The sequence below is a fragment of the Amycolatopsis methanolica 239 genome (assembly GCF_000739085.1).
In the GTDB taxonomy this organism is placed as follows: Bacteria; Actinomycetota; Actinomycetes; order Mycobacteriales; family Pseudonocardiaceae; genus Amycolatopsis_E; species Amycolatopsis_E methanolica.
Genome location: NZ_CP009110.1, coordinates 1,263,667 through 1,287,779, shown reverse-complemented (window position 1 = coordinate 1,287,779; position 24,113 = coordinate 1,263,667). Strand labels below are relative to the sequence as shown.

At 72.5% G+C, this 24,113-nt stretch carries 20 protein-coding genes; 12 read left to right on the top strand and 8 right to left on the bottom strand.

The window, feature by feature from the left end; translation table 11 throughout:
* Positions 1-38: 38 nt before the first annotated feature.
* Together AMETH_RS06275 and AMETH_RS06270 are read left to right on the top strand one after the other, a co-directional pair.
* On the top strand, positions 39-893 hold the full coding sequence (locus AMETH_RS06275; RefSeq protein ID WP_017987206.1) for a hypothetical protein: 855 nt from the start codon (positions 39-41) through the stop codon (positions 891-893).
* A gap of 340 nt (positions 894-1,233) precedes the next feature.
* Positions 1,234-1,650 carry an SAM-dependent methyltransferase gene (locus AMETH_RS06270; RefSeq protein WP_017987205.1) on the top strand — a complete coding sequence of 139 codons (417 nt, stop codon included), beginning with the start codon at positions 1,234-1,236 and terminating at the stop codon, positions 1,648-1,650.
* Positions 1,651-1,670: 20 nt separating this feature from the next.
* On the opposite strand, the gene AMETH_RS06265 is transcribed toward AMETH_RS06270, so the two are convergent.
* On the bottom strand, positions 1,671-2,564 hold the full coding sequence (locus AMETH_RS06265; RefSeq protein WP_017983093.1) for an IS982 family transposase: 894 nt from the start codon (positions 2,562-2,564) through the stop codon (positions 1,671-1,673).
* 177 nt (positions 2,565-2,741) lie between these two features.
* The gene (locus AMETH_RS06260) at positions 2,742-3,647 is read right to left on the bottom strand and encodes an IS5 family transposase (protein WP_026153428.1); all 906 of its coding nucleotides are present in this window, start codon (positions 3,645-3,647) and stop codon (positions 2,742-2,744) included.
* A gap of 118 nt (positions 3,648-3,765) precedes the next feature.
* On the opposite strand from AMETH_RS06260, the gene AMETH_RS37745 reads away from it, so the two are divergent.
* Entirely contained in the window at positions 3,766-3,903 is a 138-nt protein-coding gene (locus AMETH_RS37745) for a hypothetical protein (protein ID WP_156131619.1), read from the top strand.
* A gap of 174 nt (positions 3,904-4,077) precedes the next feature.
* On the opposite strand, the gene AMETH_RS06255 is transcribed toward AMETH_RS37745, so the two are convergent.
* Positions 4,078-4,971 carry a LysR family transcriptional regulator gene (locus AMETH_RS06255; protein ID WP_026153861.1) on the bottom strand — a complete coding sequence of 298 codons (894 nt, stop codon included), beginning with the start codon at positions 4,969-4,971 and terminating at the stop codon, positions 4,078-4,080.
* A 60-nt stretch (positions 4,972-5,031) separates the two neighbouring features.
* Here AMETH_RS06255 and AMETH_RS06250 point away from each other — a divergent pair, with 60 nt between their 5' ends.
* Positions 5,032-5,820, top strand: coding sequence for an ABC transporter ATP-binding protein (locus AMETH_RS06250; protein WP_017987202.1), 789 nt, complete (start codon positions 5,032-5,034; stop codon positions 5,818-5,820).
* Positions 5,821-5,824: 4 nt separating this feature from the next.
* Here the strand turns inward: AMETH_RS06250 and AMETH_RS06245 are convergent, their stop codons facing one another.
* Entirely contained in the window at positions 5,825-6,328 is a 504-nt protein-coding gene (locus AMETH_RS06245; RefSeq protein WP_038532789.1) for a nitroreductase family protein, read from the bottom strand.
* A gap of 329 nt (positions 6,329-6,657) precedes the next feature.
* Entirely contained in the window at positions 6,658-7,875 is a 1,218-nt protein-coding gene (locus AMETH_RS06240) for a Glu/Leu/Phe/Val dehydrogenase dimerization domain-containing protein (protein WP_051079593.1), read from the bottom strand.
* A gap of 223 nt (positions 7,876-8,098) precedes the next feature.
* Between AMETH_RS06240 and AMETH_RS06235 the strand changes: the two genes are divergently transcribed.
* A complete protein-coding gene (locus tag AMETH_RS06235; RefSeq protein ID WP_017987199.1) occupies positions 8,099-9,019 on the top strand; it encodes a LysR family transcriptional regulator in 921 nt (306 codons plus the stop codon).
* Positions 9,020-9,179: 160 nt separating this feature from the next.
* Here AMETH_RS06235 and AMETH_RS06230 read toward each other — a convergent pair whose 3' ends face one another.
* Positions 9,180-9,563, bottom strand: coding sequence for an STAS domain-containing protein (locus AMETH_RS06230; RefSeq protein WP_017987198.1), 384 nt, complete (start codon positions 9,561-9,563; stop codon positions 9,180-9,182).
* A 64-nt stretch (positions 9,564-9,627) separates the two neighbouring features.
* Positions 9,628-13,872, bottom strand: a complete 4,245-nt coding sequence (locus tag AMETH_RS06225) for a HAMP domain-containing protein (RefSeq protein WP_038531918.1) — start codon at positions 13,870-13,872, stop codon at positions 9,628-9,630.
* Positions 13,873-14,016: 144 nt separating this feature from the next.
* Between AMETH_RS06225 and AMETH_RS06220 the strand changes: the two genes are divergently transcribed.
* Together AMETH_RS06220 and AMETH_RS06215 are read left to right on the top strand one after the other, a co-directional pair.
* Positions 14,017-16,284 carry a SpoIIE family protein phosphatase gene (locus AMETH_RS06220; RefSeq protein ID WP_017987196.1) on the top strand — a complete coding sequence of 756 codons (2,268 nt, stop codon included), beginning with the start codon at positions 14,017-14,019 and terminating at the stop codon, positions 16,282-16,284.
* A 19-nt stretch (positions 16,285-16,303) separates the two neighbouring features.
* Positions 16,304-17,176 (top strand): sigma-70 family RNA polymerase sigma factor, encoded by an 873-nt coding sequence (locus AMETH_RS06215; RefSeq protein ID WP_017987195.1) that lies wholly within the window; start codon positions 16,304-16,306, stop codon positions 17,174-17,176.
* Here AMETH_RS06215 and AMETH_RS06210 read toward each other — a convergent pair.
* The gene (locus AMETH_RS06210; RefSeq protein ID WP_017987194.1) at positions 17,170-17,787 is read right to left on the bottom strand and encodes a hypothetical protein; all 618 of its coding nucleotides are present in this window, start codon (positions 17,785-17,787) and stop codon (positions 17,170-17,172) included. The two genes, AMETH_RS06215 and AMETH_RS06210, sit on opposite strands and share 7 nt — an antisense overlap.
* A 99-nt stretch (positions 17,788-17,886) precedes the next feature.
* On the opposite strand from AMETH_RS06210, the gene AMETH_RS06205 reads away from it, so the two are divergent.
* The 5 genes from AMETH_RS06205 to AMETH_RS06190 all read left to right on the top strand — a co-directional run bounded on the left by AMETH_RS06205 (position 17,887) and on the right by AMETH_RS06190 (position 24,099).
* Positions 17,887-18,297 carry a VOC family protein gene (locus AMETH_RS06205; RefSeq protein ID WP_017987193.1) on the top strand — a complete coding sequence of 137 codons (411 nt, stop codon included), beginning with the start codon at positions 17,887-17,889 and terminating at the stop codon, positions 18,295-18,297.
* Between the two features lie 45 nt (positions 18,298-18,342).
* Positions 18,343-18,639, top strand: coding sequence for a hypothetical protein (locus tag AMETH_RS39695; protein WP_017987192.1), 297 nt, complete (start codon positions 18,343-18,345; stop codon positions 18,637-18,639).
* Positions 18,640-19,453: 814 nt separating this feature from the next.
* Positions 19,454-20,602, top strand: a complete 1,149-nt coding sequence (locus tag AMETH_RS39690; RefSeq protein ID WP_223843068.1) for an enoyl-CoA hydratase-related protein — start codon at positions 19,454-19,456, stop codon at positions 20,600-20,602.
* Positions 20,603-20,822: 220 nt separating this feature from the next.
* Positions 20,823-21,746, top strand: coding sequence for a thiopeptide-type bacteriocin biosynthesis protein (locus AMETH_RS06195; protein ID WP_017987190.1), 924 nt, complete (start codon positions 20,823-20,825; stop codon positions 21,744-21,746).
* Entirely contained in the window at positions 21,739-24,099 is a 2,361-nt protein-coding gene (locus AMETH_RS06190; RefSeq protein ID WP_156131618.1) for a hypothetical protein, read from the top strand. The genes AMETH_RS06195 and AMETH_RS06190 overlap by 8 nt, the downstream gene beginning before the upstream one ends.
* Positions 24,100-24,113 lie beyond the last annotated feature (14 nt).

Below are 24,113 nucleotides of genomic sequence, written 5' to 3'. Positions count from 1 at the left end.
GGTTTGCCGGTGATCGCGGGCGAGCCGATGATGGAGGCATGACGTCCCGGGGGTTCGACGCGGTTGCCGACGAGCTGTACGCACAGCCCCGGGACGAGTTCACGCCGGCCCGCACGGAGCGGGCCAAGGAGGCGAAGGGTCACGACCCCGAACTCGCCAAGCGCATCACCCAGCTGCGCAAACCGACCGTCGCCGCGTGGCTGGTGAACCAGGTGAGCCGGCGGCACCCGGACGAGATCGGGCAGCTCGCGGACCTCGGCGCGCGGTTGCGCACCGCGCACCAGACGCTGGCGGGCGACGAGCTGCGCACGCTGTCGCGGCAGCGCAACGAGCTGATCCGGCGGCTGAGCGGACGGGCGGGTGGCGTCGCCGGCGAGGCGGGCATCCCCTACGGCGACGTCGCGATGCGCCAGGTGGAGGACACGTTCGAGGCGGCGGTGTCCGATCCGGACGCGGCGGAGAAAGTGGCCGCGGGACGGCTTTCCGCGGCGCTGGAACCGTCCTCTTCGGAGGATTGGCTGGCGGCCGCGCTGGCCGCTTCGCCGAAGCGCAAGGCCGCACCCAAGCCTGCCCCGAAACCGCCGAAACGGGACCCGGAAGCCGAGCGACGGCAGGCCGCACTCGAAGAGGCCCGCGCGAAGGCCGACGCGGCGGAGGCGGCCCGCGCCGCGGCCCAGCAGGTGGTCGACGAGGTGAGCGCCCGGGCCGACAAGGCCGCGGCGCGGGTGGCCGAGCTGCGCTCGCAACTGGACGACGCGACCCGCGAAGAACGCGCGGTGCGCAAGGAGCTCACCGCCGCCCGCAAGGCCGCGGCCGCAGCCGACAAGACCGCCGACGAGGCGCGGCGGCAGGTCGACGAGATGGAGTCGTTCGGCAAGCGGCCGAAGCGCTGAGGCGCCAAGCGATCAACAGGCGGAAACTGCTCCCCACCACGAAGACGGGCGCTGAGGACCCGCGGCCGCAGCTCCGCGAACTCAGCCGTGCTGCGCGCCAACTCCGCCAACGCCGGAGCCGCACGGCCGTTGCGGCGCGGGCCGACGGTCCGCGCGGCCACCGTCGGCGCCAGCTGAAGCCCTCCCGGGCCGTTGACCGCCGTGCCAGACTGAGCGGGTTCGCAGCACGCCGGACCGGTGGTGATCGCCGATGCCCCAGCAGGAACGCACCACGGCGACGGCCGCGGGCGTGTACGACTGGTACCTGAACGGGCACCACCACCTGCCGTAAGACGCCGAGGTGGCGATCGAGGCCCAGAAGATCTTCCCCCTCGCCGGACGGGTCGCGCGCTACAACCGGGACTTCCTGCAGCGCGTGGCCCGCTGGATGACCGGGCACGGGATCCGGCAGTTCCTCGACATCGGCTCCGGCTACCCGGTGACGGGCAACGTGCACGAGATCGCCCAGCGGTGCGCGCCGGGCTCGCGGGTGGTCTACGTCGACCTGGACCCGCGCACGGTCGAGGTGAGCAACGCCCTGCTCGCCGGGGAGCCGGACGCGGCCTGCCTGCTGGCCGACGCGCGCGAGCCGGAGGCGATCTTCGAGCGGGCCGGGCTGCTGGACTTCGGCCAGCCCGTGGGGCTGCTGATGGTGTCCGTGCTGCCCTTCGTGCCGGGCGACGTGCGCCCCCTGGTGCGGCGCGGCGGCTGGGCCTAGACGAGTAATGCGTATCTCGGTTAGTGGTCGTAGGCGGTCAGTGATCGGGTGATGGGTTGGCCGGTGGCGCGGTTGTGCCAGATGGCGGCGGTGAGGGCCAGGAGGCGTTGGGCGACGCGGGTTCCGACGCCTTCGATGGTGCGTCCGCCGTGCTGTTCGAGGTCGAGTTGGCCTTTGAGGGTGTCGTTGACTGACTCGATGAGCTGGCGGATGGACTTGAGCAGCGGCTCGCCGGGATGGGGCCGGCGGTTGCGGTAGGACGGTCGGATCAGCCGGACCCCGCGCTCGGTGAGGTAGTGGTCGAGTTCGCGGGAGACGTAGCCCTTGTCGGCGATGATCAGCAGGCCGGGGCGGTCGGTGAGCAGGTGGGGTTCGTGGTCGCAGATCGCCATGAGTACCTGCCGCTCGTCGATCTTCGGGTCCGCCAGCGCCCAGGCCACCGGGAGTCCGGCAGGGGTGCAGACCAGATGCAGCCGCAGTCCCCAGAACCAGCGGGAGTGTGAGCGGCAGAAGCCGTACTTGGCCCAGCCGGCCAGCTCTGAGCGCTTGACCGTCGGTCGGGACCGGCCGCACTCCACCGGGGTGGAGTCGACGATCCAGGTGGTGTCGGTCCACAGGTCGGTATCGGCCGCCAGCCAGCGCATCACGTGCTTGATCAGTGGCAGCGCAGCGCGCAGGCGACGGTTGTAGCCGGACTGGCCGGGCAGGTAGCGGAACGCGCCGGGCATCCGGGCGGGCAGGAACCGCAGCCAGCGGGCCTCGGAGGTGAACCCCAGCAACGCCTGGGCGACGGCCAGCGTGACCAGCTCAGCGTCGGTCAGCTTCGGCGGTCTGCCCATCCGCCGCCTGCCCGCGAGATGGTCGTCGATCTTGACGTAGAGTGCGGTGAGAAGGGTGTTCAGGTCGGTCGTCACAAACTGATCTTGGACACCCTTCACCTCACTCCGGGCATCACCCCGACTTACGCATTACTCGTCTAGCTCCGGGCAGCTACCTGGCGCTCACGCACATCACGCCCCCCAGAGGACGAAGGGCTGCAGCGCAGGCAGGAGGTTGCCGCGCTGTTCGACGGCACCGAGCTAGGGCCTGTTTCATAAGCGAGGTAGCCACTCGTTGATCGCGGCGATGTGGATTGTGGCTTCGTAGCGGACGGCGAGCTTGTCGTATCGGGTGGCGAGGGCTCGGTGACGTTTGAGGCGGTTGATCCCGCACTCGACCGCGTGTCGCTGTTTGTAGGTGTGCGGGTCGAAGGCTGGTGGCCGGCCACCGTCTGGTCCACGGTTGCGGCGATGCCGGATCTGATCAGCGGGCTGGGGGATGGTGCACGCGATCCCGCGCCTGCGCAGGTGGGCCCGGTTGGCGCGGGAACTGTAGGCCTTATCCGCCAGCACCCGATCCGGTCGGGTCCGGGCTTGTCCACCGCCGATTCGGGCGACCCGGATTCCGGCCAGTACCGCCTCGAACTCCGGGCTGTCCCCACGCTGCCCCGCCGTGACCAGCAGCGACAGCGGTTTCTGCCCCTGTTCAGTCGCCAGATGCAGCTTGGTGGTCCATCCACCCCGAGACCGGCCCAATGCGTGATCAGCGGGTTCGGGCGCGCCCACCCCACCCGGTGGTTCCTTCTGCACCTCACTCTCGGTCCGCGCGCCCGCCGCATGCTGATGCGCTCGGTTGATCGTGCTATCCACGCTCACGTCCCAGGTGATCACCCCAGCGGCGTCGGCCCTGCTCTGCAAGGCCGCCAGGATCACCGCCCACACACCCGCGCGCTGCCAGCGCCGGAACAACCCATAGACCGTCTGCCAGCACCCATACACCGGTGGGACATCGCGCCAGGGAGAGCCCACACGCACTCGCCACCGAATTCCGTCGAGGAGTTGACGCTTGGTCCACTTCGGTGGGCGACCCGGCTTCTGGCCGACCGGCAGCAGTGGTTCCAGCACCGCCCACTGCGCGTCGGTCAGATCGGCTCGCCCCGCCGCCGCTACGCTAGCCACGAGGTCTCCGGTGTTCTCGATCTTCTTAGTCGCTGATCGATCTACCGGAGACCTCACTTATTTGATCAACGACACGCCGCGACACCCACACTGCCGAAGACCTTCCCAGATCAGCGCATTGAAACAGGCCCTAGTCCCGCCCCGGCTGGTGCTCGCCACGCACTGGAACCCGCCGCGGGGCTACCTCCCGGCCCCGGACGACCAGGCGAGCGTCGTGCTGCTCGGCACCGTCGGACGGGTGCTCAGCCGGACGTAGGCCCGGGCCGCGACGCAGCGCCCACCCACTCAGCCATCCTCACCGGGCGCGGGGCCCGCACCGGCCTGGGCGGCGTTCCCCAGCCACCTCCCACGCCCTCCGGCCGCTGGTGCGGCAGGCATGCACCCTGCTGCTCGAACGCGTGCCTACGTCGGACCTGCGCGGCGAGCCGGGTCAGCGTCCGCCCACCCGCTCCGCCATGCCTGCCGGGCGCACCGGCCTGGTCGCGGTGCGGCATTCAGCCGCCACCTCGCGCGCTGCCCTGGCCAGGGCCGAGATCGCGGGTGACCGGGTGCCCTGCGGCCAGGCGAGCAGCAGCCGTGCGGGGGCGGCGTCCACCACCGGCACCGTCACCAGGTTGTGGTCCAGCGCGTCCAGCACCGACTGCGGCAGCAGCGCGACGGCCCGCCCGCGCGAGGTCACGCGCAGCAGCTTCGCCAGGTCCGTCACCTCGACGCCACCGTCGTCCGGGTAACCGGCCCATCGCCCGACCGGCTCGCCGCGCAGGTCGCTCAGCTGCAGGATCGACCGGCGCGCCAGGCGGTGTTCCGGCGGCAGCAGCGCCGACCTCGGCTCGGCGCGCAGCTCCTCCGTCTCCAAGCCGCCCGCGTCGTCGAAGGGGGTGTGCAGCAGGGCGACGTCCGCGCGCCCGTCGCGCAGCAGGGACACCCTGTCCTCATGCGCGGTGACGAGTTCGACCGGGACCGCGGCGGGGTCGCTCTCGTAGCGGCGCAGGATCGACGGCAGCAGCCCCGCGTCGCCGCCGGGTTTGGCGGCCAGGGCGAGGTAGGGCACGCCACGCCCGGCCCGCTGCGTGCGCCGGGCCGCCGCGGCGACGGCCGCCAGCGCCTTCCGCGCCTCGTCGAGCAGGACCTCGCCGGCCGGGGTGAGTTCGACCCGCCTGCTCGTGCGGTCGAACAACGTGACCTCCAGCCGCCGTTCCAGCGACCGCACGGCCTTCGACAGAGCAGGCTGGGCCAGTCCCAGCCCTTCCGCCGCGCGACCGAAGTGCAGGGTCTCCGCCACGGCGACGAAGTAGGCGAGTTCTCGCGTCTCCACCCGATCCACTCCGGGAGGTTATCGGATGTCCGTTTCATCAGACGTCTGAGGACTTGATACGGTGCGGTGATGACCCCCGTGCTGCAGGTGAGCGATGTGGATCTCGTCCGCGACGGCCGGTACCTGCTCCGGTCGATCTCGCTGACCGTGCGCGAGGGCGAGCACTGGGCGCTGCTCGGCGCGAACGGCGCCGGCAAGAGCACGCTGCTCGGGCTGCTGGGGGCGCTCACCCACCCGACGCGCGGGACGGTCGACGTGCTCGGGCACCGGCTGGGCCGGGTCGACATGCGCAAGCTGCGGTCGTTCCTCGGGCACATCAACCCGCGGCACCCGCTGACGTCGCCGCTGTCGGTGTTCGAGGTGGTCCTGACCGGGCTCACGAACACGACCGAACTGGTGCCGCGCTGGCAGCCGGCCGCGGCGGAGCGGGAACGCGCCGAGCGCCTGATCCGGATGCTGGGCCTCGCCGGACAACGCGACGCCCGCTGGCCGACCCTGTCCCAGGGCGAGCGCGGCCGGGCGCTGATCGCCCGCGCCCTGATGCCGTCGCCGCGCCTGCTGCTGCTCGACGAACCGGCGACCGGCCTGGACGTCGCCGCCCGCGAGCAACTGCTGTCCAGTGTGGACGCTCTGCGGCGGGACCACCCGGAGCTGGCGACCGTGCTGGTCACCCACCACCTGGAGGAGCTGCCCGCGAGCACCACCCACGCGCTCTTGCTGCGCGAAGGCCAATGCCTGGCGTCCGGGACGGCGGACGACGTCGTGACCACCGACCACATCAGCAAATGCTTCGACCACCCCGTGCGCATCACCCGCACCGAAGGCCGCTGGACCGCCCGCGCCGAGCCGTTGGTCTGACGGGCTACAACTCCGAGAACACGTCCGCCAGCGCCTTGCGTCCGACCGGCACGGCGGACCGGCCACGCAGGCGCTCCCCCGGCCAGCCCAGCGCGAGCGCGTGGTGCGCGCGCCACGGGTGCCCGTGTCCGGTGAGCGCGGCCGCCTCCACCGCGTTGGCCTTGGGGTACAACGAGACCGGACAGCTGCCCAGCCCGGCGAAGTGCGCTGCCACGACGAGGGTCTGGCACAGCCGCCCCAGGTCGAACTCGGTGTCCGCACCCGCTTCCGCGTCGGACAGCAACACGAGCGCGACCGGGGCCGCTGCCAGCGGCTGCGCGTACTGCCCGAGGCGGGCCAGCGCGTGACGCACCGCGGGGTCGGTCACCGAGACGAGCCGCCACGGCTGGCGGTTCCGCGCGGAACCGGTCCAGCGCGCCGTCTCGACCAGGTCCACGACGAGGTCCCTGGGCACCGGCCGGTCGGCGAACACTCGGGTGGCGCGGATGGCGCGCAGCGGGTGGTCCATGGCCCAGAGCATGCCGGACGAGTGAAAAGGGACCTTAGGCCCTGGTTCCGGCGTGGGCCATGGGGCACTGTATGGGGCAGACCCCGAGGTGCCCGGGCACTACGAGGTCGAGGCCCTACGGTCCCGCCGACGACGGCTCCGAAGGCCGCAACCGCCGATTGGATACCGGACCTGGTTCACCTCCCCGTCGGCGAACCAGGCCGGAACCAAGGTGTCGACACGCAGTGAAGGGCCCTTCGCACCCTCGCGAAGGGCCCCTTCAGCGTGTTCCGGGAATGGCGGCCCGACGTCGCCAGTTCAGCGGGGTTCGCCGCGGCCCTTCAGCGTGTTCAGGGGATCGTGACCCCAGCATCGCCAGCGGCGAGGCGCGCGGCGCGGTTCGCGGCGGCCAGTTCTTCCGCCGTCGTGCGCGGCGGGACCCCGTCGGCGAACCAGGCGGCCAGCAGCAGCGCCACCTTCGACCGCATTTCCGTCTGCAGCCGGTGGAACGAGTCGACCGGGTCGGCGCCCACCTGCCCCAGCAGCAGCCACCACGCCCACGCCGCGGCGCCCGCGTTCGCCACGAAGTCCGGGACCACCGGGACACCGCGGGCGGCGAGCATCGCCTCGGCCTCGGGCGTCGTCGCGGCGTTGGCCGCCTCCACCACGACCTTCGCCGCGACGTCCGCGACGTTGTCCGGCGTCAGCGCGTAGGAAATCGCCGCCGGCACCAGGATGTCCGCCGCCACCCCGACCACCGCGTCGCGCGGCAGCTGCCGGACCGAGCCGGACAGCCGCGAGCGGTCCACCTCGCCGTAGGCGTCCCGCAGCTCCAGCAGCGCGGGCACGTCCAGCCCCGCCGCGTCGTACAGCGTCCCGGCCGCGTCGGCGACGGCGACCACCCGCATGCCCGCCTCGTGCAGGTACCAGGCCGCGCCACCGCCCATCGTGCCGATGCCCTGGATCGCCACGGTCCTGGCGGCTGGCTCCCAGCCCCACGCGCTCGCCGCGCCGAGACAGGCCTGCGCGACGCCGTAACCGCCGACCACGTCACCGAGCAGCAGCCCGCCCGGCACCGGCGCGTTCAGCCCGGCGTGCACGCGACGCAGCGTCCGCGCCGGATCGGGCGAACGGCGGATGGCGGCGTGGTACGACTGCTCCAGCCCGAGCCGCTCGAAGACCTCGTCGATGAGGTGCTGCGGCACCCCGAGGTCCTCGGCGGTCACCCAGTGCGCGTCCAGCCACGGGCGCATGGCCTGGCAGAACCGCTCCAGCACCCCGACGGCCCCCGGGTCCTTCGGGTCGAAGTCGATCCCGCCCTTCGCCCCGCCCACCGGCAGGTCGAACGTCGCGGTCTTGGCCGCCATGCCACGCGCCAAGTCCTCGACCTCGGACAACGTGCAGCCAGCGCGCATCCGGGTGCCGCCCGTGGCCAGGCCGGAGACCAGCGTGTGCACCACGAGGTAGCCGCGGGTGCCGGTGACCGGGTCGGTCCAGGTCAGCCGCAGCATCGGCTCTTGCGTGCGCGGGCGGGTCCGCTCGCCGGCGAGCCCCCGCGGATCCTGCATCGTGGTCAACTGTCCCCTCCAAGCCTGTCGCCGATTCCGGGCGCAGCACAGCGCACCTCCGCCGCGCGCGGTGGCTTCGGTCGCCGGTCTGGGTGGAATCGGGAGATCCATTCCCGCTGACACCAGGGTGCGGCAGGCTTCCCGGAGACGTCCAGTTAGGGATCATGCACGGTTCCGTTCACGTTCCCTGCACAGCAGGTGATCCTTACCTACCCTGGGCGGCATGGAGCTGTCGCTGCACCGGTTGCGGATGCTTCGGGAGCTGCAGCGCCGCGGGACCGTCACCGCGGCCGCGGCCGCCCTGCACTACACCGCGTCGGCCGTCTCGCAGCAGCTCGCGCAACTGGAACGGGACGTCGGGGCCAAGCTGTTCGAGCGGCTCGGCAGGCGGGTCCAGCTGACCGAGCTGGGCGTGGTGCTGACCGAGCACGCCGAGGAGATCCTCAAGTCCGTCGAACGGGCGACCATGGCGCTGGAGGAGGCGCAGGAGGGCGTCACCGCGCGGCTGACCGCGGGGGTGTGGGCGTCGGTGGCGTCCGGGTTGCTGCCGTTCGCGTTGTCCGCGCTGGCGCGGGAACACCCGGGCATCGAGGTGCGCACGAAGGAGCTGGCGCCGGAGGAAACCGCGGGTGCGGTGCGCGACGGCGCGCTCGACTTCTCGTTCGTCATCGACTACTCCGACTACCCGATGCCGTGGGACCCGGCGCTGACGCGGGTGGTGATCGCGGTCGAACGGCTGCACGCGGCGGTTCCGGGCGGCACGGTGCCTGCCAGCACGGTGAGCCTGACCGAGCTGGCCGAGCACCCGTGGATACTGGCCGGGCCACGCTCGCACTTCGGCCGGGCGGTGCGGCTGGCGTGCCAGCGGCACGGGTTCGAGCCGAAGATCAACCACGAGGTCGGCGAGCAGGCGACCGCGCTGGCGATGGTGGACGCCGGGCTCGGGGTCACGCTCGTGTCGGACCTGGGCCTGTCGCTGCGGCCGAACGGGGTGGACATCGTGGCGCTGACCGAACCGCCGATGCGCACGGTGTCGATCGCGCACCGCACGGCGTCCACGCGGCCGTCCCTGCAGCTGGTGATCGACGCGGTCCGCGCGGCGGCCGCGGCGCAGGGCCTGGGCGCGGCGGCGCCGCTACCGTGAAAAGGTTTTTCCACGCCTGCGCAACGAAACCGCCGTCGGCGAACAGGACGCTCGGACGGCACCGTACGGCGGACTCCGGGTGCCCCGGCCGGGGTGCTGCACCACCCCGGCCGCGGTGAGACCTACCCTGCCGAGCGCGGCTGCGCACGCTGCTCGCCGGTCAGCCGGCCAGCGCGTCCTCGCACGTCGGGTAGAGGGGGAACTCCTCGTCGAGGCCGACGACCTCCATCGCGCGCACCACGACCGGGTCCGCGGCGGCGAGGCGGATCGGCAGGTCGTCCCCGGCGGCCTGCCGCACGGCGACGAGCGAGGCCATGCCGGCCGAACCCAGGAACGTGACCCCCGTCAGGTCGAGCACCAGCAGCGACGGCCGCTCGCGCAGCGCCTGGCTCGCCGCGTCGTCCAGCCGCGGCGTCGTCAGGAGGTCGAGTTCGCCGCTGACCTGGACCACGACGGCCTCACCGCGGCGTTCGACGGCGACCGCGACGCCGTCGGCGGGGTCGCCGGCCGGATCGCGCGGGTTCAGTGGATCGGGTGCCTGCACGCACCCATCCTCCACTTCCGCGCGCCCCGGCGGAACACCTCCTTCGCCGGATCCGCCGCCCGGGTCAGGCCCGCACCTCCGGCAGCCACCGCCGCAGGCACTGAAGCAGCTCCTCCGCGTCGACTGGTTTCGTCAGGTAGTCGCTGGCCCCGGACGCGAGCGCCTTCTCCCGGTCTCCCTGCATGGCCTTCGCGGTGACGGCGATGATCGGCATGTCGGCGAACCGCGGGATCTCCCGGATCGCCGCCGTGGCCGCGTAGCCGTCCATCTCCGGCATCATCACGTCCATCAGCACCAGCTCGATGCCGTCCTCGGCGAGCAGCACGTCGATGCCCTTGCGCCCGTTCACCGCGTGCCGCACGTCCAGCCCGTAGCTCTCCAGCGCGCCGCGCAGCGCGAACACGTTGCGCGGGTCGTCCTCCACGATCAGCACCTTGTGCCCGCGCAACGGCTCGTCCACCGGCCGGTCGTCGACGGGCCGGGTCAGCGACGGCAGCGGCGAGCGCGGCTGGGTCAGCGGGATGACGTCGTCCGGCTGGTCGGCGGACAGGTGCAGCGCGATCCGCTCGCGCAGCTCGTCCAGCGAGGGCAGCAGCTCGAGCGGCTGCATCGCCGCGCGGGTCTGCACCAGGCTCTCCTGGTCCGGCGTCAGCTTGCGGGACGGGTGCGCGAGCACCGGGACCGAACGCAGGTCGGGGTGTTCGGCCAGGGCGTCCAGCACGGCGAACGGGCCGCCCTCGGGCAGGCTGACGTCCAGCACGACGCAGTGGTGCGGGCGGCTGAGCAGGACGTTCGTCGCCTGCTCCGCCGTGCTCACCGTGGCGACCGTGACTGTGCCGTGGGTGTCGGCGAGGTCGGCGGCGGCGCTGCTCGCCAGCAGCGACAGCAGGCCGCTGCCCGCCGACTCGACGACCAGCACCTGCCGCTTGCCGTGCGTCTCGCGCGAGGCCTCCGACGCGGGTTCGGGCACCTCGACCTCGGCGGCCACCGGCGCGGGCAGGCCGTCGCCGGGGGACTTGCCCAGCGGCAGGAACAACGTGAACGTGCTGCCCTCGCCGAGCTCGCTCTCCGCGCGGATCTCGCCGCCGAGCCGGTAGACCACCTCGTTGCTGATGGACAACCCCAGCCCGGTGCCGCCGTAGCGGCGGCTGGTGGTGCCGTCGGCCTGCTGGAACGCGGCGAAGATGGCGCTCAGGTTCTCCTTCGCGATGCCGATGCCGGTGTCGGTGACCGCGAACGCCACCACCGGGCCGCTGGTGCCTGCCGGCAGCTCCTCCTCGCGGGCCATCCGCACGCGCAGCTCGACCCGGCCGTGGTCGGTGAACTTGACCGCGTTGGACAGCAGGTTCCGCAGCACCTGCCGCAACCGCTGCTGATCGGTCACCAGCTCGCGCGGCACGTCCTGGTCGGCGGTGACCGCGAAGGTCAGCCCCTTCTCGGCGGTCAGCGGCTGGAACGTGGCCTCGACGTAGTCCAGCAGCTGGTTCAGCGCGAACGGCTCCGGGTGGATGTCCATCCGCCCGGCCTCCACCTTGGACAGGTCGAGGATGTCGTTGATCACCTGCAACAGGTCCGAACCGGCCGAGTGGATCACCTCGGCGTACTCCACCTGCTTCGCGGTGAGGTTGCGGCTCGGGTTCTGCGCGAGCAGCTTCGCCAGGATCAACAGGCTGTTGAGCGGAGTGCGCAGCTCGTGTGACATGTTCGCGAGGAACTCGGACTTGTACTTCGAGGCGAGCGCGAGCTGTTCGGCGCGCTCCTCGATCTCCCGCCTGGCCTGCTCGATCTCGGTGTTCTTGACCTCGATGTCGCGGTTCTGGCGGGCCAGCAGCGTCGCCTTCTCGGCCAGCTCGGCGTTCGAGCGCTGCAGTTCCTCCTGCTGGACCCGTAGCTCGGCCGCGAGCCGCTGCGACTCCTCGAGCAGGGAGTCCGTGCGCGAACTCGCCACGATCGTGTTGACGTTGACGCCGATCGTCTCGCCCAGCTGGTCCAGCAGGTCGCGCTGCGCCTGGGTGAACCGCTCGAACGAGGCCAGCTCGATCACGCCGAGGGTGCGGTCCTCGAACGTCACCGGCAGCACGACGAGGTTCACCGGCGGCGCCTCGCCGAGGCTGGAGGAGATCCGCACGTACCCCGGCGGGGTCTTGTCGACGATGATCGGCCGCCGGGTACGGGCCGCCTGGCCGATGAGCGTCTGACCGACCTCCACCTCCCGCGCCAGCTCCTCGGTGGAGTGCGCGCCGTAGGTGGCGATCAGCCGCAGCCGCCCGGTGCCGTTCTGCCCGCTGCTCAGGAAGAACGTGCCCTGCTGCGCGTTCACCAGCGGCACCAGCTCGTTCAGCACCAGCTCGGCGACGGTGGCCAGGTCGCGGTGGCCCTGCATCAACCCGGCGATGCGCGCCAGGTTGGTCTTGAGCCAGTCCTGTTCCTGGTTGGCGTGCGTGGTCTCGCGCAGCGACCGCACCATCGAGTTGATGTTGTCCTTGAGCTCGGCGACCTCGCCCTGCGCCTCGACCGAGATCGAGCGGGTCAGGTCGCCGGTGGCGACGGCGCTGGCCACCTCGGCGATCGCGCGCACCTGGCGGGTCAGGTTGCCCGCCAGCTCGTTGACGTTCTCGGTGAGCCGCTTCCAGGTGCCGGACACGCCCTCGACCTCGGCCTGACCGCCCAGCCGTCCTTCGCTGCCCACCTCGCGGGCCACGCGGGTCACCTCCGCGGCGAACGAGCCGAGGGTGTCGACCATGGTGTTGATCGTCGTCTTCAGCTCGAGGATCTCGCCGCGGGCGTCGACGTCGATCTTCTTGGTCAGGTCGCCGTCCGCGACGGCGGTCGTCACCTGGGCGATGTTGCGCACCTGGTTGGTCAGGTTGTTCGCCATCGAGTTGACGTTGTCGGTGAGGTCCTTCCAGGTGCCCGCGACGTTGGGGACGCGGGCCTGGCCGCCGAGGATCCCTTCGGTGCCGACCTCGCGGGCCACTCTGGTCACCTCGTCGGCGAACGCGCCGAGCGTGTCGACCATCGTGTTGATCGTGTCGGCCAGCGCGGCGACCTCGCCCTTGGCCTCGACGGTGATCTTCTTCGACAGGTCGCCCTGCGCCACGGAGCTGGCCACCTGCGCGATCGACCGCACCTGGCTCGTCAGGTTGGACGCCATCCCGTTGACGTTGTCGGTCAGGTCCTTCCAGGTGCCCGACACCCCGCGGACGTTGGCCTGCCCGCCCAGGTTGCCGTGCGTGCCCACTTCGCGGGCCACCTTCGTGACCTCGTCGGCGAACGCGGACAGCTGGTCCACCATCGTGTTGATGGTCTCCTTCAGTTCCAGGATCTCGCCGCGCGCGTCGACGCGGATCTTCTGCGTCAGGTCGCCCTTGGCGACGGAGGTGGTCACGTCGGCGATCGACCGCACCTGGTCGGTCAGGTTGGCGGCCATGACGTTCACCGATTCGGTGAGCGCCTTCCAGGTGCCCGACACGCCCTTGACGTCGGCCTGACCGCCGAGGCGGCCCTCGGTGCCTACCTCTCGGGCCACGCGCGTGACCTCGTCCGCGAACGCGGACAGCTGGTCCACCATCGTGTTGATCGTGTTCTTCAGCTCCAGGATCTCGCCGCGCGCGTCGACGGTGATCTTCTGGGAGAGGTCGCCGTCGGCGACCGCGGTGGCCACGGAGGCGATCGAGCGCACCTGGTCGGTCAGGTTGCCGGCCATGAAGTTCACCGAGTCGGTGAGCGCCCGCCACGTGCCGCCGACACCGGGCACCTGCGCCTGACCGCCCAGCCTGCCGTCCGTGCCGACTTCGCGGGCCACTCTCGTGACCTCGTCGGCGAACGACGAAAGCTGGTCCACCATCGTGTTGATGGTTTCCTTCAGCTCCCGCATCTCGCCCTGGACGTCCACCGTGATCTTCTGCGACAGGTCGCCCTTTGCCACCGCGGTCGCGACCTGCGCGATGTCGCGCACCTGAGCGGTCAGGTTGCCTGCCATCGCGTTCACCGAATCGGTGAGGTCCGCCCAGGTCCCGGACACCCCGGGCACCCGCGCCTGGCCCCCGAGCTTGCCCTCCGTGCCCACCTCGGTCGCCACCCTCGTCACCTCGGACGTGAACACCGAAAGCTGGTCGACCATGCCGTTGAAGACGGCCGCGATCTCGTCCATCAGCTCGTCGCCGACCTGCGGCAGCCGCGTGCCGAAATCGCCGTCGCGTACCGCGGTCAGACCGGCCAGCAGCTGCTGCAACCGGGGATCGGCCAGCTCCCGTTCACCGCCTCGGCCCGGGTCCCGCTTGGCCTGGGCGGTCCGGCTCTCAGCCATCAGCGCACTCCGATTCCGTGAGGCTCTGGGAACCGCTCTTGCGAACAATCCCCGCAGAAGAGGAATCTACTGGTAGCGCGACACGTATCCCAGCGCCACTTCACTAGACTTGCTTCGTCCGCCCACCGTGACCGAGGGGCTCGAGTGACGGCCCAGTACCCGCCGCAGACCAGCGACCTCGATCCGCGAGTCGCCGGGCTCGCCGCCGTCGTGGAATGCCAGCAGCAGGAAATCGAACGGCTGCGCGCCGAACAGGACGGCGGGCTGCTCGTCCCGGTCGCCGAAGGCATCCTCGTCGAACGGCTCGGCTACTCCCCCGCCGAGGCCGCCACGCACCTCGCCGAGCTCGCCGCGCGCACCGGAATCACCGTCGCCGAGCTGGCCGCGGACGTGGTCGCGGGCGCGGTCCGGCCGCCGCGGACGCTCGCCGAGCCCGACAACGCTCCCGACTTCGCCCGGCTGCGCGACGCCACCGCGGAGAATTCCGCTCTGCTGGAGGAAGTCCGGCACACCGCGGGCGCGGCCGCGGTCGCCGTGTGGCAGGTGCGGCCGGACGGCGCGCTGGGCCTCGCCGGCCACAGCGGGCTCGACCTCCTGGAGGCCAGCCGCTGGCGGCACCTCCCGGTGCTGATGGACTGCCTGCCGCAGCGCGCGGCGCGGGAACGGCGGCCGCACTGGATCCCCGGGGTGGAATTCGCCCCCGCCGTGCCGCTGCTGGCGGACGAGCGGCGCGGGGCGCGGGCGGTGGTCCCGGTGACCACCTCGCGGAGCATCGCCGGTGTGGTGGAGTTCGTCTGGGCCGCGCCGCTACCGCTGTTCCCGCCGGAGCAGAAGCGACGGCTGACCGCGCTCGCCGCGTTGTGCGGCCGGGAGATCGTGCTCAGCACGCAACCGGCCGGGGCGCTGCCGTCGACGGTGGGCCTGCTGGACTCCGGCCTGTTCGCCCGGCCGCGCTCGGACGAGTCCGGCCAGGTGACCGACTTCGAGATCGCGCAGGTCGGCGAGGACTTCGAGGACCCCCACGGGCGGCAGGCCGCGGAACTGATCGGCCGCGGACTGACCAGGGCGTACCCGCTGCTGTGCGCGTACGGGCTCGCCGACCGCGCGGTGGAGGTGCTCACCAGCGGCGCGACCGCGCGGCTCGGGCCGGTCCCGCTGGTCGCGCGGACCGGCGGCGCGGCCACCCCGGCGACCGTGGACGTGCGGATCACCCGGTTCCTGGACGGGGTGCGGATCGGGCTCACCGTCGGCCACGACGACCAGCGGCTCGCGCAACTGCTGCACAACCTGCAGCACATCGCCCGGCTGGGCAGCTGGGAACACAGCGTGCTCACCGGCGAGATGACGTGGACCGAGCAGACCTTCGAGTTGTTCGGGTTGCCGACGTCCGCGGGCCCGGTCGCGTGGAACGAGCTGTGCACCTACGTCCACCCCGAGGACCTGCCGATCGCCGAGGCGTTCCAAACCACGCTGCTGGCGCGTCAGGAGGCCGCGACGGTGTTCCGGCTGATCCGGCCGGACGGCACGCACCGGCAGATCCGCGCGCACGGCGAGCCGGTGCTGTCGGAGAGCGGGCAGCTGGTCGCCGTGCGCGGGATCTACCAGGACCTGTCCGCGCAGTACCAGAGCCAGGTCGCGCTGACCGCGACCCGCGACCGGCTCGCCGACACCGAACACGAGGCCCAGCAGCAGAACCGGATCGCGCGGGAGCTTCAGCAGGCGATCCTGCCGTCCGCGGCGCGGCCCGTGGAGATGGAAGGGCTCGACGTCGCGGTCCGGTACCGGCCCGCGGCGCAGGAGCACAAGGTCGGCGGCGACTGGTACGACGCGACGGTGCTGCCCAGCGGGCGGATCCTGCTCGTGATCGGCGACGTCGCCGGGCACGGGATCGGCGCGGCCACCGGCATGATCGCGTTGCGCAACGCGCTGCGCGGGCTGGCCGTGACCGGGGCGAGCCCGGGACGGCTGCTGGAATGGCTGAACACGACGACGTTCACGGTGAACCGCGGCGTCACCGGCACCGCGTTGTGCGGGCTGTACGAACCGGACAGCCGGACGCTGACCTGGGCACGCGCCGGGCACCTGCCGCCGATGCTGGTGCGCGGCGGGGTGACCCAGCAGCTGCCCCTGCCGCGCGGAATCCTGCTCGGCGCGCGGCCGACCGCGCGGTTCGAGGAGTCCGTGCTCAAGCTGCGGCCCGCGGACACGCTGGTCCTGTTCACCGACGGGCTGATCGAACGGCGCGGCGTGCTGCTCGACGACAGCCTGGACCGGCTGGCCGCCGCGGCCTGCCACGCGGGCACGGAGGTGGAGCGGATCAGCGACCAGCTGCTGGCCGAGGCGACGTCCGACACCGAGGACGACTCGTGCCTGATCGTGATCCGGGTGTCCGAGCCGGTCACACCGGCGTGACGGGATCCGTCAGAACGGTATGACCGAGAACGAGTGGCTGGCCGAGCGGTTCGAGTCGCACCGGGCGCACCTGCGGGCGGTGGCTTACCGGATGCTGGGTTCGCTGACCGAGGCCGACGACGCGGTACAGGAGGCGTGGCTGAAGCTCAGCCGCGGCGACGCCGACGAGGTACGCAACCTCGGCGGCTGGCTGACGACCGTGGTCGGCCGGGTGTGCCTTGACATGCTGCGGTCGCGGTCGGCGCGCCGCGAGGATTACCCGGAACGCCTGCCGGACCCGGTCATCGTCCCGGAGGACGGCTCGCACCCCGAGCAGCAGGCGCTGATCGCCGATTCGGTCGGGCTGACGCTGCTCGTCGTGCTGGACACGCTCGACCCGGCGGAGCGGCTGGCGTTCGTGCTGCACGACATGTTCGCGCTGCCGTTCGACGAGATCGCCCCGATCGTGGACCGGACCCCGGCCGCGGCTCGCCAGCTGGCGAGCCGCGCACGGCGGCGGATCCAGGGCAGCCCGACGGTGCCGGACGGGGACGTGACCCGGCAGCGTGAGGTGGTGGACGCGTTCTTCGCCGCCGCCCGGGACGGGAACTTCGCCGCGCTGATCAACGTGCTGGACCCGGACGTGGTGCTGCGGGTCGAGGCCACCGCCCTGCCCGCGGGCGCGTCCCGGCTGGCGCACGGGGCCGAGGCGGTGGCCGGGCAGGCGCTCACCTTCCGGGAGTCCGGCCAGGGCGGGCAGCCGGTCCCGGTGCTGGTCAACGGCGTCGCGGGCCGCCTCATCCTGCGCGACGGCCGCCCGCAGACGCTCTTCGCGTTCACCGTGGTGAACGACCTCATCGCCGCGATCGACATCATCTCCGACCCGGAGCGCCTCGCGGAGCTGGCCTACTGAGCCAGCAGGTCTGCCACCTCGTCCACCGACCAGAAGCCCTCCGCCCCGCGCAGGCCGCACAGGTATTCCGCGACGCGGAACGGCGGCCAGCCGTGCGACTCCCGCAACCCGTCGCCGAGCATCCGCAGGTAGACGGCGGACGGCGGGTTCCACGGCACCTCGTCGGCGGTCCACGGAGCGGTGAACGTGAGCACCGGGAACCCCTCCAGGTCACCCACGTGCAGCAACGTCTCGTACCGTCCCGGACCCAGCACGTCGCGGCCCGCGGACAGCACCGTCGTCAGGTCCAGGTCGCCGTCCGGCGCACGGTACATCTCCTGGGCCGCCAGGTCCGAAAACTGCCCCACGGTCAGCAGGTACGCCCGGCAGGCGGCCGTCCCCGGCAACGAGGGGTCGTAGAACGCGCGCCCGCCGCCCCATGTCGCGGACTCGGTCGCGAAGTACACCGCGCCCGGCATCGAATGCGCGACCACCCGCTCCGGTCGCCGGGGGTCACGGCACCCGCAGCACGACCGCCGGCCGCCCGGCGGCGTGCCGCCCTCCAGGTAGTACCGCAGCCGCGCGGCGTGCAGGTTGGACCCGTAACCCACGTACCAAACCGACCCGATCACGGGCCGATTCTGGCGGAGTTTTTCCTACCCCGCAGGGTGTTGTCGCAGGCAGAACGGTCTGCGAGGATTGGCCCCTTCGCGATGGAGGGAGACCCGGAAATGGCTTCGCGGCTCAACCCGTACATCAGTTTCGCCGGCGACGCGCGGCAGGCGATGGAGTTCTACCGGCAGGTCTTCGGCGGCGAGCTGAACCTCAACACCTTCGGCGACTTCGGCGGCATGGAGGGCACCGACGCGGACAAGGTCATGCACGCCCAGCTCGAAACCGAGCGCGGTTTCACGCTGATGGCCTCGGACACCCCGCCCGGCATGGAGCACCAGCCCGGCAACAACATGTCGATCAGCCTCAGCGGCGACGACGCCGGCGAGCTGCGCGGCTACTGGGACAAGCTGTCCGACGGCGGCACGGTCACCGTCCCGCTGGAGAAGCAGATGTGGGGCGACGAGTTCGGCGCGTGCCTGGACCGGTTCGGCGTCTCGTGGATGGTCAACATCGCGCAAAGTTCGTGATCCGGGACCGGTGATCGAGACTGCGCCGCCGGGTTACCGTTCGGTATGACCTCTCTCGATCACCGGACGCCGGTCCTCGTCGGCGTAGGCCAGGCGTCCGAGCGCATCGACGACACCGGCTACCGCGGGCTGTCCGCGGTCGAGTTCGCGGCCGCGGCGGCCCGGGACGCCCTCGCCGACACGGGCGCGGACCCCGGCGACGTCGCGTCCGCCGTCGACACCGTCGCCGGCATCCGCCAGTTCGAGATCTCCACGCCGATCCCGCACTCGCCGCTGGGCCGGTCGGACAACTTCCCGCGCTCGGTCGCGAACCGCATCGGCGCGGGGCCGAGGTCGCGTTGATCGCGGGCGCGGAGGCCATCTCCACGGTCCGGCACCTGCAGCAGGCCGACGACAAGCCGGACTTCACCGAGCACGTCGACGGCGACCTGGAGGACCGCGGGTTCGGGCTGAAGGGCCTGGCCAACCGGCAGATGCTCGCGCACGGCCTGCTCGAACCCACCAGCCAGTACGCGTTGTTCGAAAACGCCCGCCGCGCTCGGCTCGGCCTGTCCCGCGAGGACTACGCGCCGGCGATGAGCGAGCTGTTCGCGCCGTTCACCGCGGTCGCCGCGGCCAACCCGCACGCAGCCGCGCCGGTGCGGCGCGATGCCCGCGAGCTGGCGACGCCGACCGAGCGCAACCGCCCGGTCGCCGACCCGTACACGCGGTTCCTGATCGCCCGCGAGCAGGTCAACCAGGGCGCCGCGGTGCTGCTGATGTCCGTGCGCGCCGCGCGGCGGCTCGGTGTGCCCGAGAAGAAGTGGGGGTTCCTGCACGGTCACGCCGACCTGGAAGAACAGCCACTGCTGGAGCGCGAGGACCTGAGCGGCTCGCCCGCCGCGGTGCTGGCGGTGCGGCACGCGCTGGACCTCGCCGGCATCGCGGTCGGCGACCTGGCCACCATCGACCTGTACAGCTGCTTCCCGATCGCCGTGTTCGCCGTCTGCGACGGGCTCGGCCTCGCCCCGGACGACCCGCGCGGTCTCACCGTGACGGGTGGCCTGCCCTTCTTCGGCGGCCCCGGCAACAACTACTCGACGCACGCGATCGCCGAGACCGTCGTGCGGCTGCGCGCGAACCGGGCGCGTTCGGCCTGGTCGGCGCCAACGGCGGCATGCTGTCCAAGTACTCCGCCGGCGTGTACTCCACGACCCCGGCGCCGTGGCGCCCCGGCCGCAGCGCCGAGCTGCAGGCCGAGCTGGACGCCCGCCCCGCGGTGCCGACCGCGGTGCACCCGGACGGCTGGGCCACGCTGGAGACCTACACCGTCCAGCACGCCGCGGGCAGCGCCGTGGTCATCGGACGGCTCGACGACGGCCGCCGCTTCCTCGCCTCCACCAAGGACGAGGAGACGCTCGGCCGCCTGCTGGACGGCGAGCCAATCGGCAGCAAGATCCACGTGCGCTCGTTCGGGTTCGGCAACCGGGTCATGATGACAGCCGAGCGGATGGACGAGCTGTTCCCGCCGCGCGCGCCGGGCTTCCGCGACGACTACGAGCACATCCTGGTGCGCCGCGACGGGCACCTGCTCGAAGTCACCATCAACCGCCCGGACTCGCGCAACAGCCTGCACCCGCCCGCCAACGCCGAACTGGACGAGGTGTTCGACGCCTACTTCGCCGACCCGGCGCTGTGGGTCGCGATCATCACCGGCGCCGGCGACAAGGCGTTCTCCGCCGGCAACGACCTCGTCTACTCCGCCAGCGGCAAACCGATGTGGGTGCCCAGGAACGGGTTCGCCGGGCTCACCAGCCGCGAGTCCCTGCCGAAACCGGTGATCGCGGCGGTCAACGGGTTCGCGCTGGGCGGTGGCTGCGAAATCGCCCTCGCCTGCCACCTCGTGGTCGCCGACGAGACCGCGCAGTTCGGCCTGCCCGAGGTCCGGGCCGGCCTGGTCGCCGCCGCGGGCGGGCTGGTCCGGCTGCCACGCGCGATCCCGCCGAAGGTCGCACGCGACGTGATCCTCACCGGCAGGCGGTTGTCCGCCGCGGAGGCCGAGTCCTACGGCCTGATCAGCCGGGTCGCGCCGGCCGGGCAGGCGCCGGCGGTCGCGCGCGAGCTGGCCGCCGCGATCCTGGAGGGCTCACCGACGTCGGTGCGCACCTCGCTGCGGATCATGGCGGAGGCGGACGGGTTCGCCGACACCGTGGAAGCCGTCCGGCCCCCCTCGCCCGCGCTCGACGAACTCCTCGTCAGCCAGGACGCGTTCGAAGGACCGGCCGCGTTCGCGCAGAAAAGGAAACCGGTGTGGCGAAACCGCTGACCCGAGCGGTTCCGCGCGGACCGGTGTGAGTAACCGCGTCCGGCGGTCGTGACCCTGTGTCCCGGCACCGGACGCGGCTTGCCAGGTCACCACGTTCAGGGGTCGTTCGACCCGGCGAAAAGCCGTTCCCGCACTTTCCGCCGTCCACCTCCCGGCACAGACTGAATACGGATTTCCGCATTTCCGGAAACCGTTTCGAGAATTCCTTTCGGGAGGCGAGATGACGATGCCTGCGACCGTGCGCCTGCGGGAGAATTCCGTGCCCATGCGGGATTTCCTCGCCGACTGCGTCAGCGCGCTGTCCGAGGGGCGGACCAGCCGCGAGCTCACCACGTTCCTCACCGCGGGCGCGGCCGCGCTCGCGGCCGAGGAGGACCGGTGGGTGCAGTGGGGCCTGGAAACGCCGGATCTGCCGGAACTGCACGGCGCGATCGCCGCGCTGGCCCGGGACTGGTTGTGGCAGCAGACGATCGACGACTTCTTCGTGATGCACAAGCCACCCGGTCTGCGCCTGCGCCTGGCTCCCGCGCCCGGACAGGCCGAGCACGTGGAAGCGTTGCTGCGCGAGCGGATCCGGCTGTGGCAGAACATCGGACTGGTGACCAGGGCGGTGCCGTCGGTGTACGAGCCGGAGGCGCACCTGTTCGGCGGTCCCGCGTCGATGGCGTGGGCGCACCGGCTGTTCACCGTGGATTCGCTGACCTGGCTCGACCACCACACCCGCCCGTCCGGCTGCCCGTCGTGGGCGCTGTCAATGCTGATGCTGCGCGGCGTCTTCGACGGGCTGCGGATCGCGGGCTGGGAGGACCGGGACGTGTGGGCGCGGGTCCGCGAGACCGGGCGGCGGCACCCCGAGCCGGTCGACACCGCCGGCGCCGCCGCCGGCCTGCGCCGGTGGTGGAACCACCCGGACGAGCTGGCCGCCACCGTGCCCGGGCCCGCCCGGCGGCTGGCCGAGCGGCACGCCGAGGAGATCCGGCCGCTGCTCGACGGGTGGTGGTCCCACTACTTCACCGCGGACGGCGCGCGGGTCGGCCCACGCGAGGCGGCCTGCTACTACGTGGTGTTCCACTGGAACCGCGGGAAGCTGAGCTTCGGCAAGCAGGTCCTGATCGCCGAGTCGCTGGCGGCCGACGATGACTGATCCAGCCCTGGCCGGCGATTCCGTGCTGGTGCGGGTCGCGGGCCTGCCCGCGGCGCTGCCCGCCGCGCTCGGCACGCCCGATTTGACCGAACGGATGCGGCACCTGATCCGCGCCGAGACCGCCTACCGCGCGTGCGCCGCGGACGTGGCCGAGCGCATCGGTGTGGAGCTGGTCCCGGCCCTGCCGCGCGACCTGCGGTGGCAGGCGCTCGACGTCCGGCGCCGTCTGCACCGCGGCGAGTTCGTCCAGCCCGGGGACCTGGATTTCCGGCCGTTGGCGCGGATCGCCGAATGGGGCGACGCGCTGACCGCCGAGACCGCGGCGCTGCACGACGCGGTCGAGCAGACCGCGCGGATGCACCACGGCCTGGTGTGGGACCTGATCAGCGGCGACCCCGAAGCGGCCCGCATGGTCGCCGCCACCGCGCCCGGCGTCGTCGAGGACATCCGCGCCCGGCTCGCCGCGGGTGAGCCGTGGACCGGCAAGGCACTGCGCAAACGCGCCGACCACCTGCTGCGGCTGCTGTTCCGGGCCGCGTTCAAGAGCACCCCGCGCGGCTGGCTCGCGCACGTCGCCCTCGCCGGGACCGGCCCGGGGCCGCTGACGGTCGGCGACCACGCGGTGCACCGGCTGACCAACATCCAGGAGGACCGCCGCAGGCTGACCGCGGCCCCGGTCCTGCCGGACGCGTGGCTGAGCCTGACGGCGCTGCGGTGGACGGAGGGCGACCGGCTGTGCTGGCACGTCGCCGACCACGACGGGCCGGACGCGGTGCGCCGCGGCGACATCAGGCGCACGCCGGTGGTGGACGCGCTGTGCCGGGTGCTCGGCGCGCGGGCGATGCGCACCCGGGACGTCGTCACGCTGCTCGCGCCGGACGTGCGGCGCAAGCCGGTGCTGCGCGAGTTCCTGCGGCACCTGGCGCAGCTGGGGCTCGTGCAGGTGTCGTCTGCGCCGGCCGGGCTGCTGCACCGCTGGCGGGTCGCCGCGGAGCCCGGCTCCGGGTTCACCGACGTCTACCGGCGCGCGCACGGCGGCGTGCCGGTGCCGTCGCGGCTGCCCGAGCTGGTCGACCACACGGGACGGCTCGCCGCGGTGATCGCCGACCGCCGGGCGCACCCCGCGCTCGACCTCGTCGGCCCCGAGCCGCGGCCGCTGTCCGCGATCGTCGCGGAGGCCCTCGACTCCGGCGAGCCGCCCCGGCCCGCCCTGCCCGGATCGGCGTGGCCGGAACCGCGGCCGCGAACCATCTACCAGCGGCTGTGCGAGTGGATGGCCCGGCATGCCGACGAAAGCGAGATCGAACTCGGCCCGGCGGTGCTGGACTACCTCGGCGCACCGCCCGCGCGGCCCTCGCCGTGGCCGGTCGACTGCCTGCTCCGCCCGCTGCCCGGAGGCCGGGCCGTGCTGGAGGCCGTCACCCCGGCGGGCGTGACGGACGCGCGGTTCGCCGCCGCGCTGCAGAGCCTGCACGGCGAGGTCCCGCAGGTCAGCGCGCACCGCGCGTTCCTGACCGAGACCGCGGCCCGGTGCGGCGCGGAGCTCGTCGAGGTCCTCGTGCCGCCGCAAGGCAGCCAGGGCGCCAACACCGTCCGCCGCCCGCGTTACACGCGGACCTGGACCGGCGACGCCGACCCGGCGACCTATGTGGACGATCCGGCCGGGATGCGCCGTTACCTGCCGCTGGACGAGATCACGCTGCGCCGCGACGCGCGCGGGGTGATCGCCGAGGACCGCGCGGGCCAGGTGCTGTGGCCGGTCTACCACGCGACCCGGCGGCCACCGCCGCCGTGGGACCTGGTGGTTTCGCTGCTCACCGCCGCGTCCCCGGCCCGCCGGCTCGCGGTGTCGCACGGATTCGGCGATCCGCGCGCCGCCTTCCCCGGCCGCGCCCGCACGCCGCGCCTGCTGGCCGACCCGGACCTGGTGCTCGCCCCGGCGACGGTGTTCGCGGGCCGGGACGTGCTGCCGGAGCCGGGGGGCGACCGGTTCGCGCGGATGCGAGCGCTGGCGAACCTGCGGCTGGTGACCGGCGCGCCGCGGTGGGTGTTCGCCCGGGACGGCCGCCGGTCCCAGCCGGTCGACCTGGACAGCATCGCCACGCTGCGGGTGTTCGACCGGATGCTGGCCGATCCCGCGGTCGGCGGCCTGGTGCTGGAGGAGATGCTGCCCGCCCCCGACGACCTGACGGTGTCCGATGTGGATGGATCCCGGCGGGCGGTGCAGGCCGTGGTGCGGCTGCTGCTGGGCGCGTCGCCGTCCCGGCTGGCCGACGACGTGACCGCCGCCTGGCAGCGGATCACCACCCGGCGCGCGCGGCGCGCCCCCGAGACCACCGCAGTCGGTGGGTAGAGGAAACCAACGGA

What these genes read in the sequence shown, in the direction of transcription:
- AMETH_RS06235 (WP_017987199.1), top strand. Translation starts at nt 8,099, where the DNA reads ATGGAGCTGTCGCTGCACCGGTTGCGGATGCTTCGGGAGCTGCAGCGC.
- AMETH_RS06245 (WP_038532789.1), bottom strand. Translation starts at nt 6,328, where the DNA reads ATGGACCACCCGCTGCGCGCCATCCGCGCCACCCGAGTGTTCGCCGAC.
- AMETH_RS06225 (WP_038531918.1), bottom strand. Translation starts at nt 13,872, where the DNA reads ATGGCTGAGAGCCGGACCGCCCAGGCCAAGCGGGACCCGGGCCGAGGC.
- AMETH_RS39690 (WP_223843068.1), top strand. Translation starts at nt 19,454, where the DNA reads ATGCTGTCCAAGTACTCCGCCGGCGTGTACTCCACGACCCCGGCGCCG.
- AMETH_RS06195 (WP_017987190.1), top strand. Translation starts at nt 20,823, where the DNA reads ATGACGATGCCTGCGACCGTGCGCCTGCGGGAGAATTCCGTGCCCATG.
- AMETH_RS06275 (WP_017987206.1), top strand. Translation starts at nt 39, where the DNA reads ATGACGTCCCGGGGGTTCGACGCGGTTGCCGACGAGCTGTACGCACAG.
- AMETH_RS39695 (WP_017987192.1), top strand. Translation starts at nt 18,343, where the DNA reads ATGACCTCTCTCGATCACCGGACGCCGGTCCTCGTCGGCGTAGGCCAG.
- AMETH_RS06205 (WP_017987193.1), top strand. Translation starts at nt 17,887, where the DNA reads ATGGCTTCGCGGCTCAACCCGTACATCAGTTTCGCCGGCGACGCGCGG.
- AMETH_RS06240 (WP_051079593.1), bottom strand. Translation starts at nt 7,875, where the DNA reads ATGCAGGATCCGCGGGGGCTCGCCGGCGAGCGGACCCGCCCGCGCACG.
- AMETH_RS06250 (WP_017987202.1), top strand. Translation starts at nt 5,032, where the DNA reads ATGACCCCCGTGCTGCAGGTGAGCGATGTGGATCTCGTCCGCGACGGC.
- AMETH_RS06215 (WP_017987195.1), top strand. Translation starts at nt 16,304, where the DNA reads ATGACCGAGAACGAGTGGCTGGCCGAGCGGTTCGAGTCGCACCGGGCG.
- AMETH_RS06190 (WP_156131618.1), top strand. Translation starts at nt 21,739, where the DNA reads ATGACTGATCCAGCCCTGGCCGGCGATTCCGTGCTGGTGCGGGTCGCG.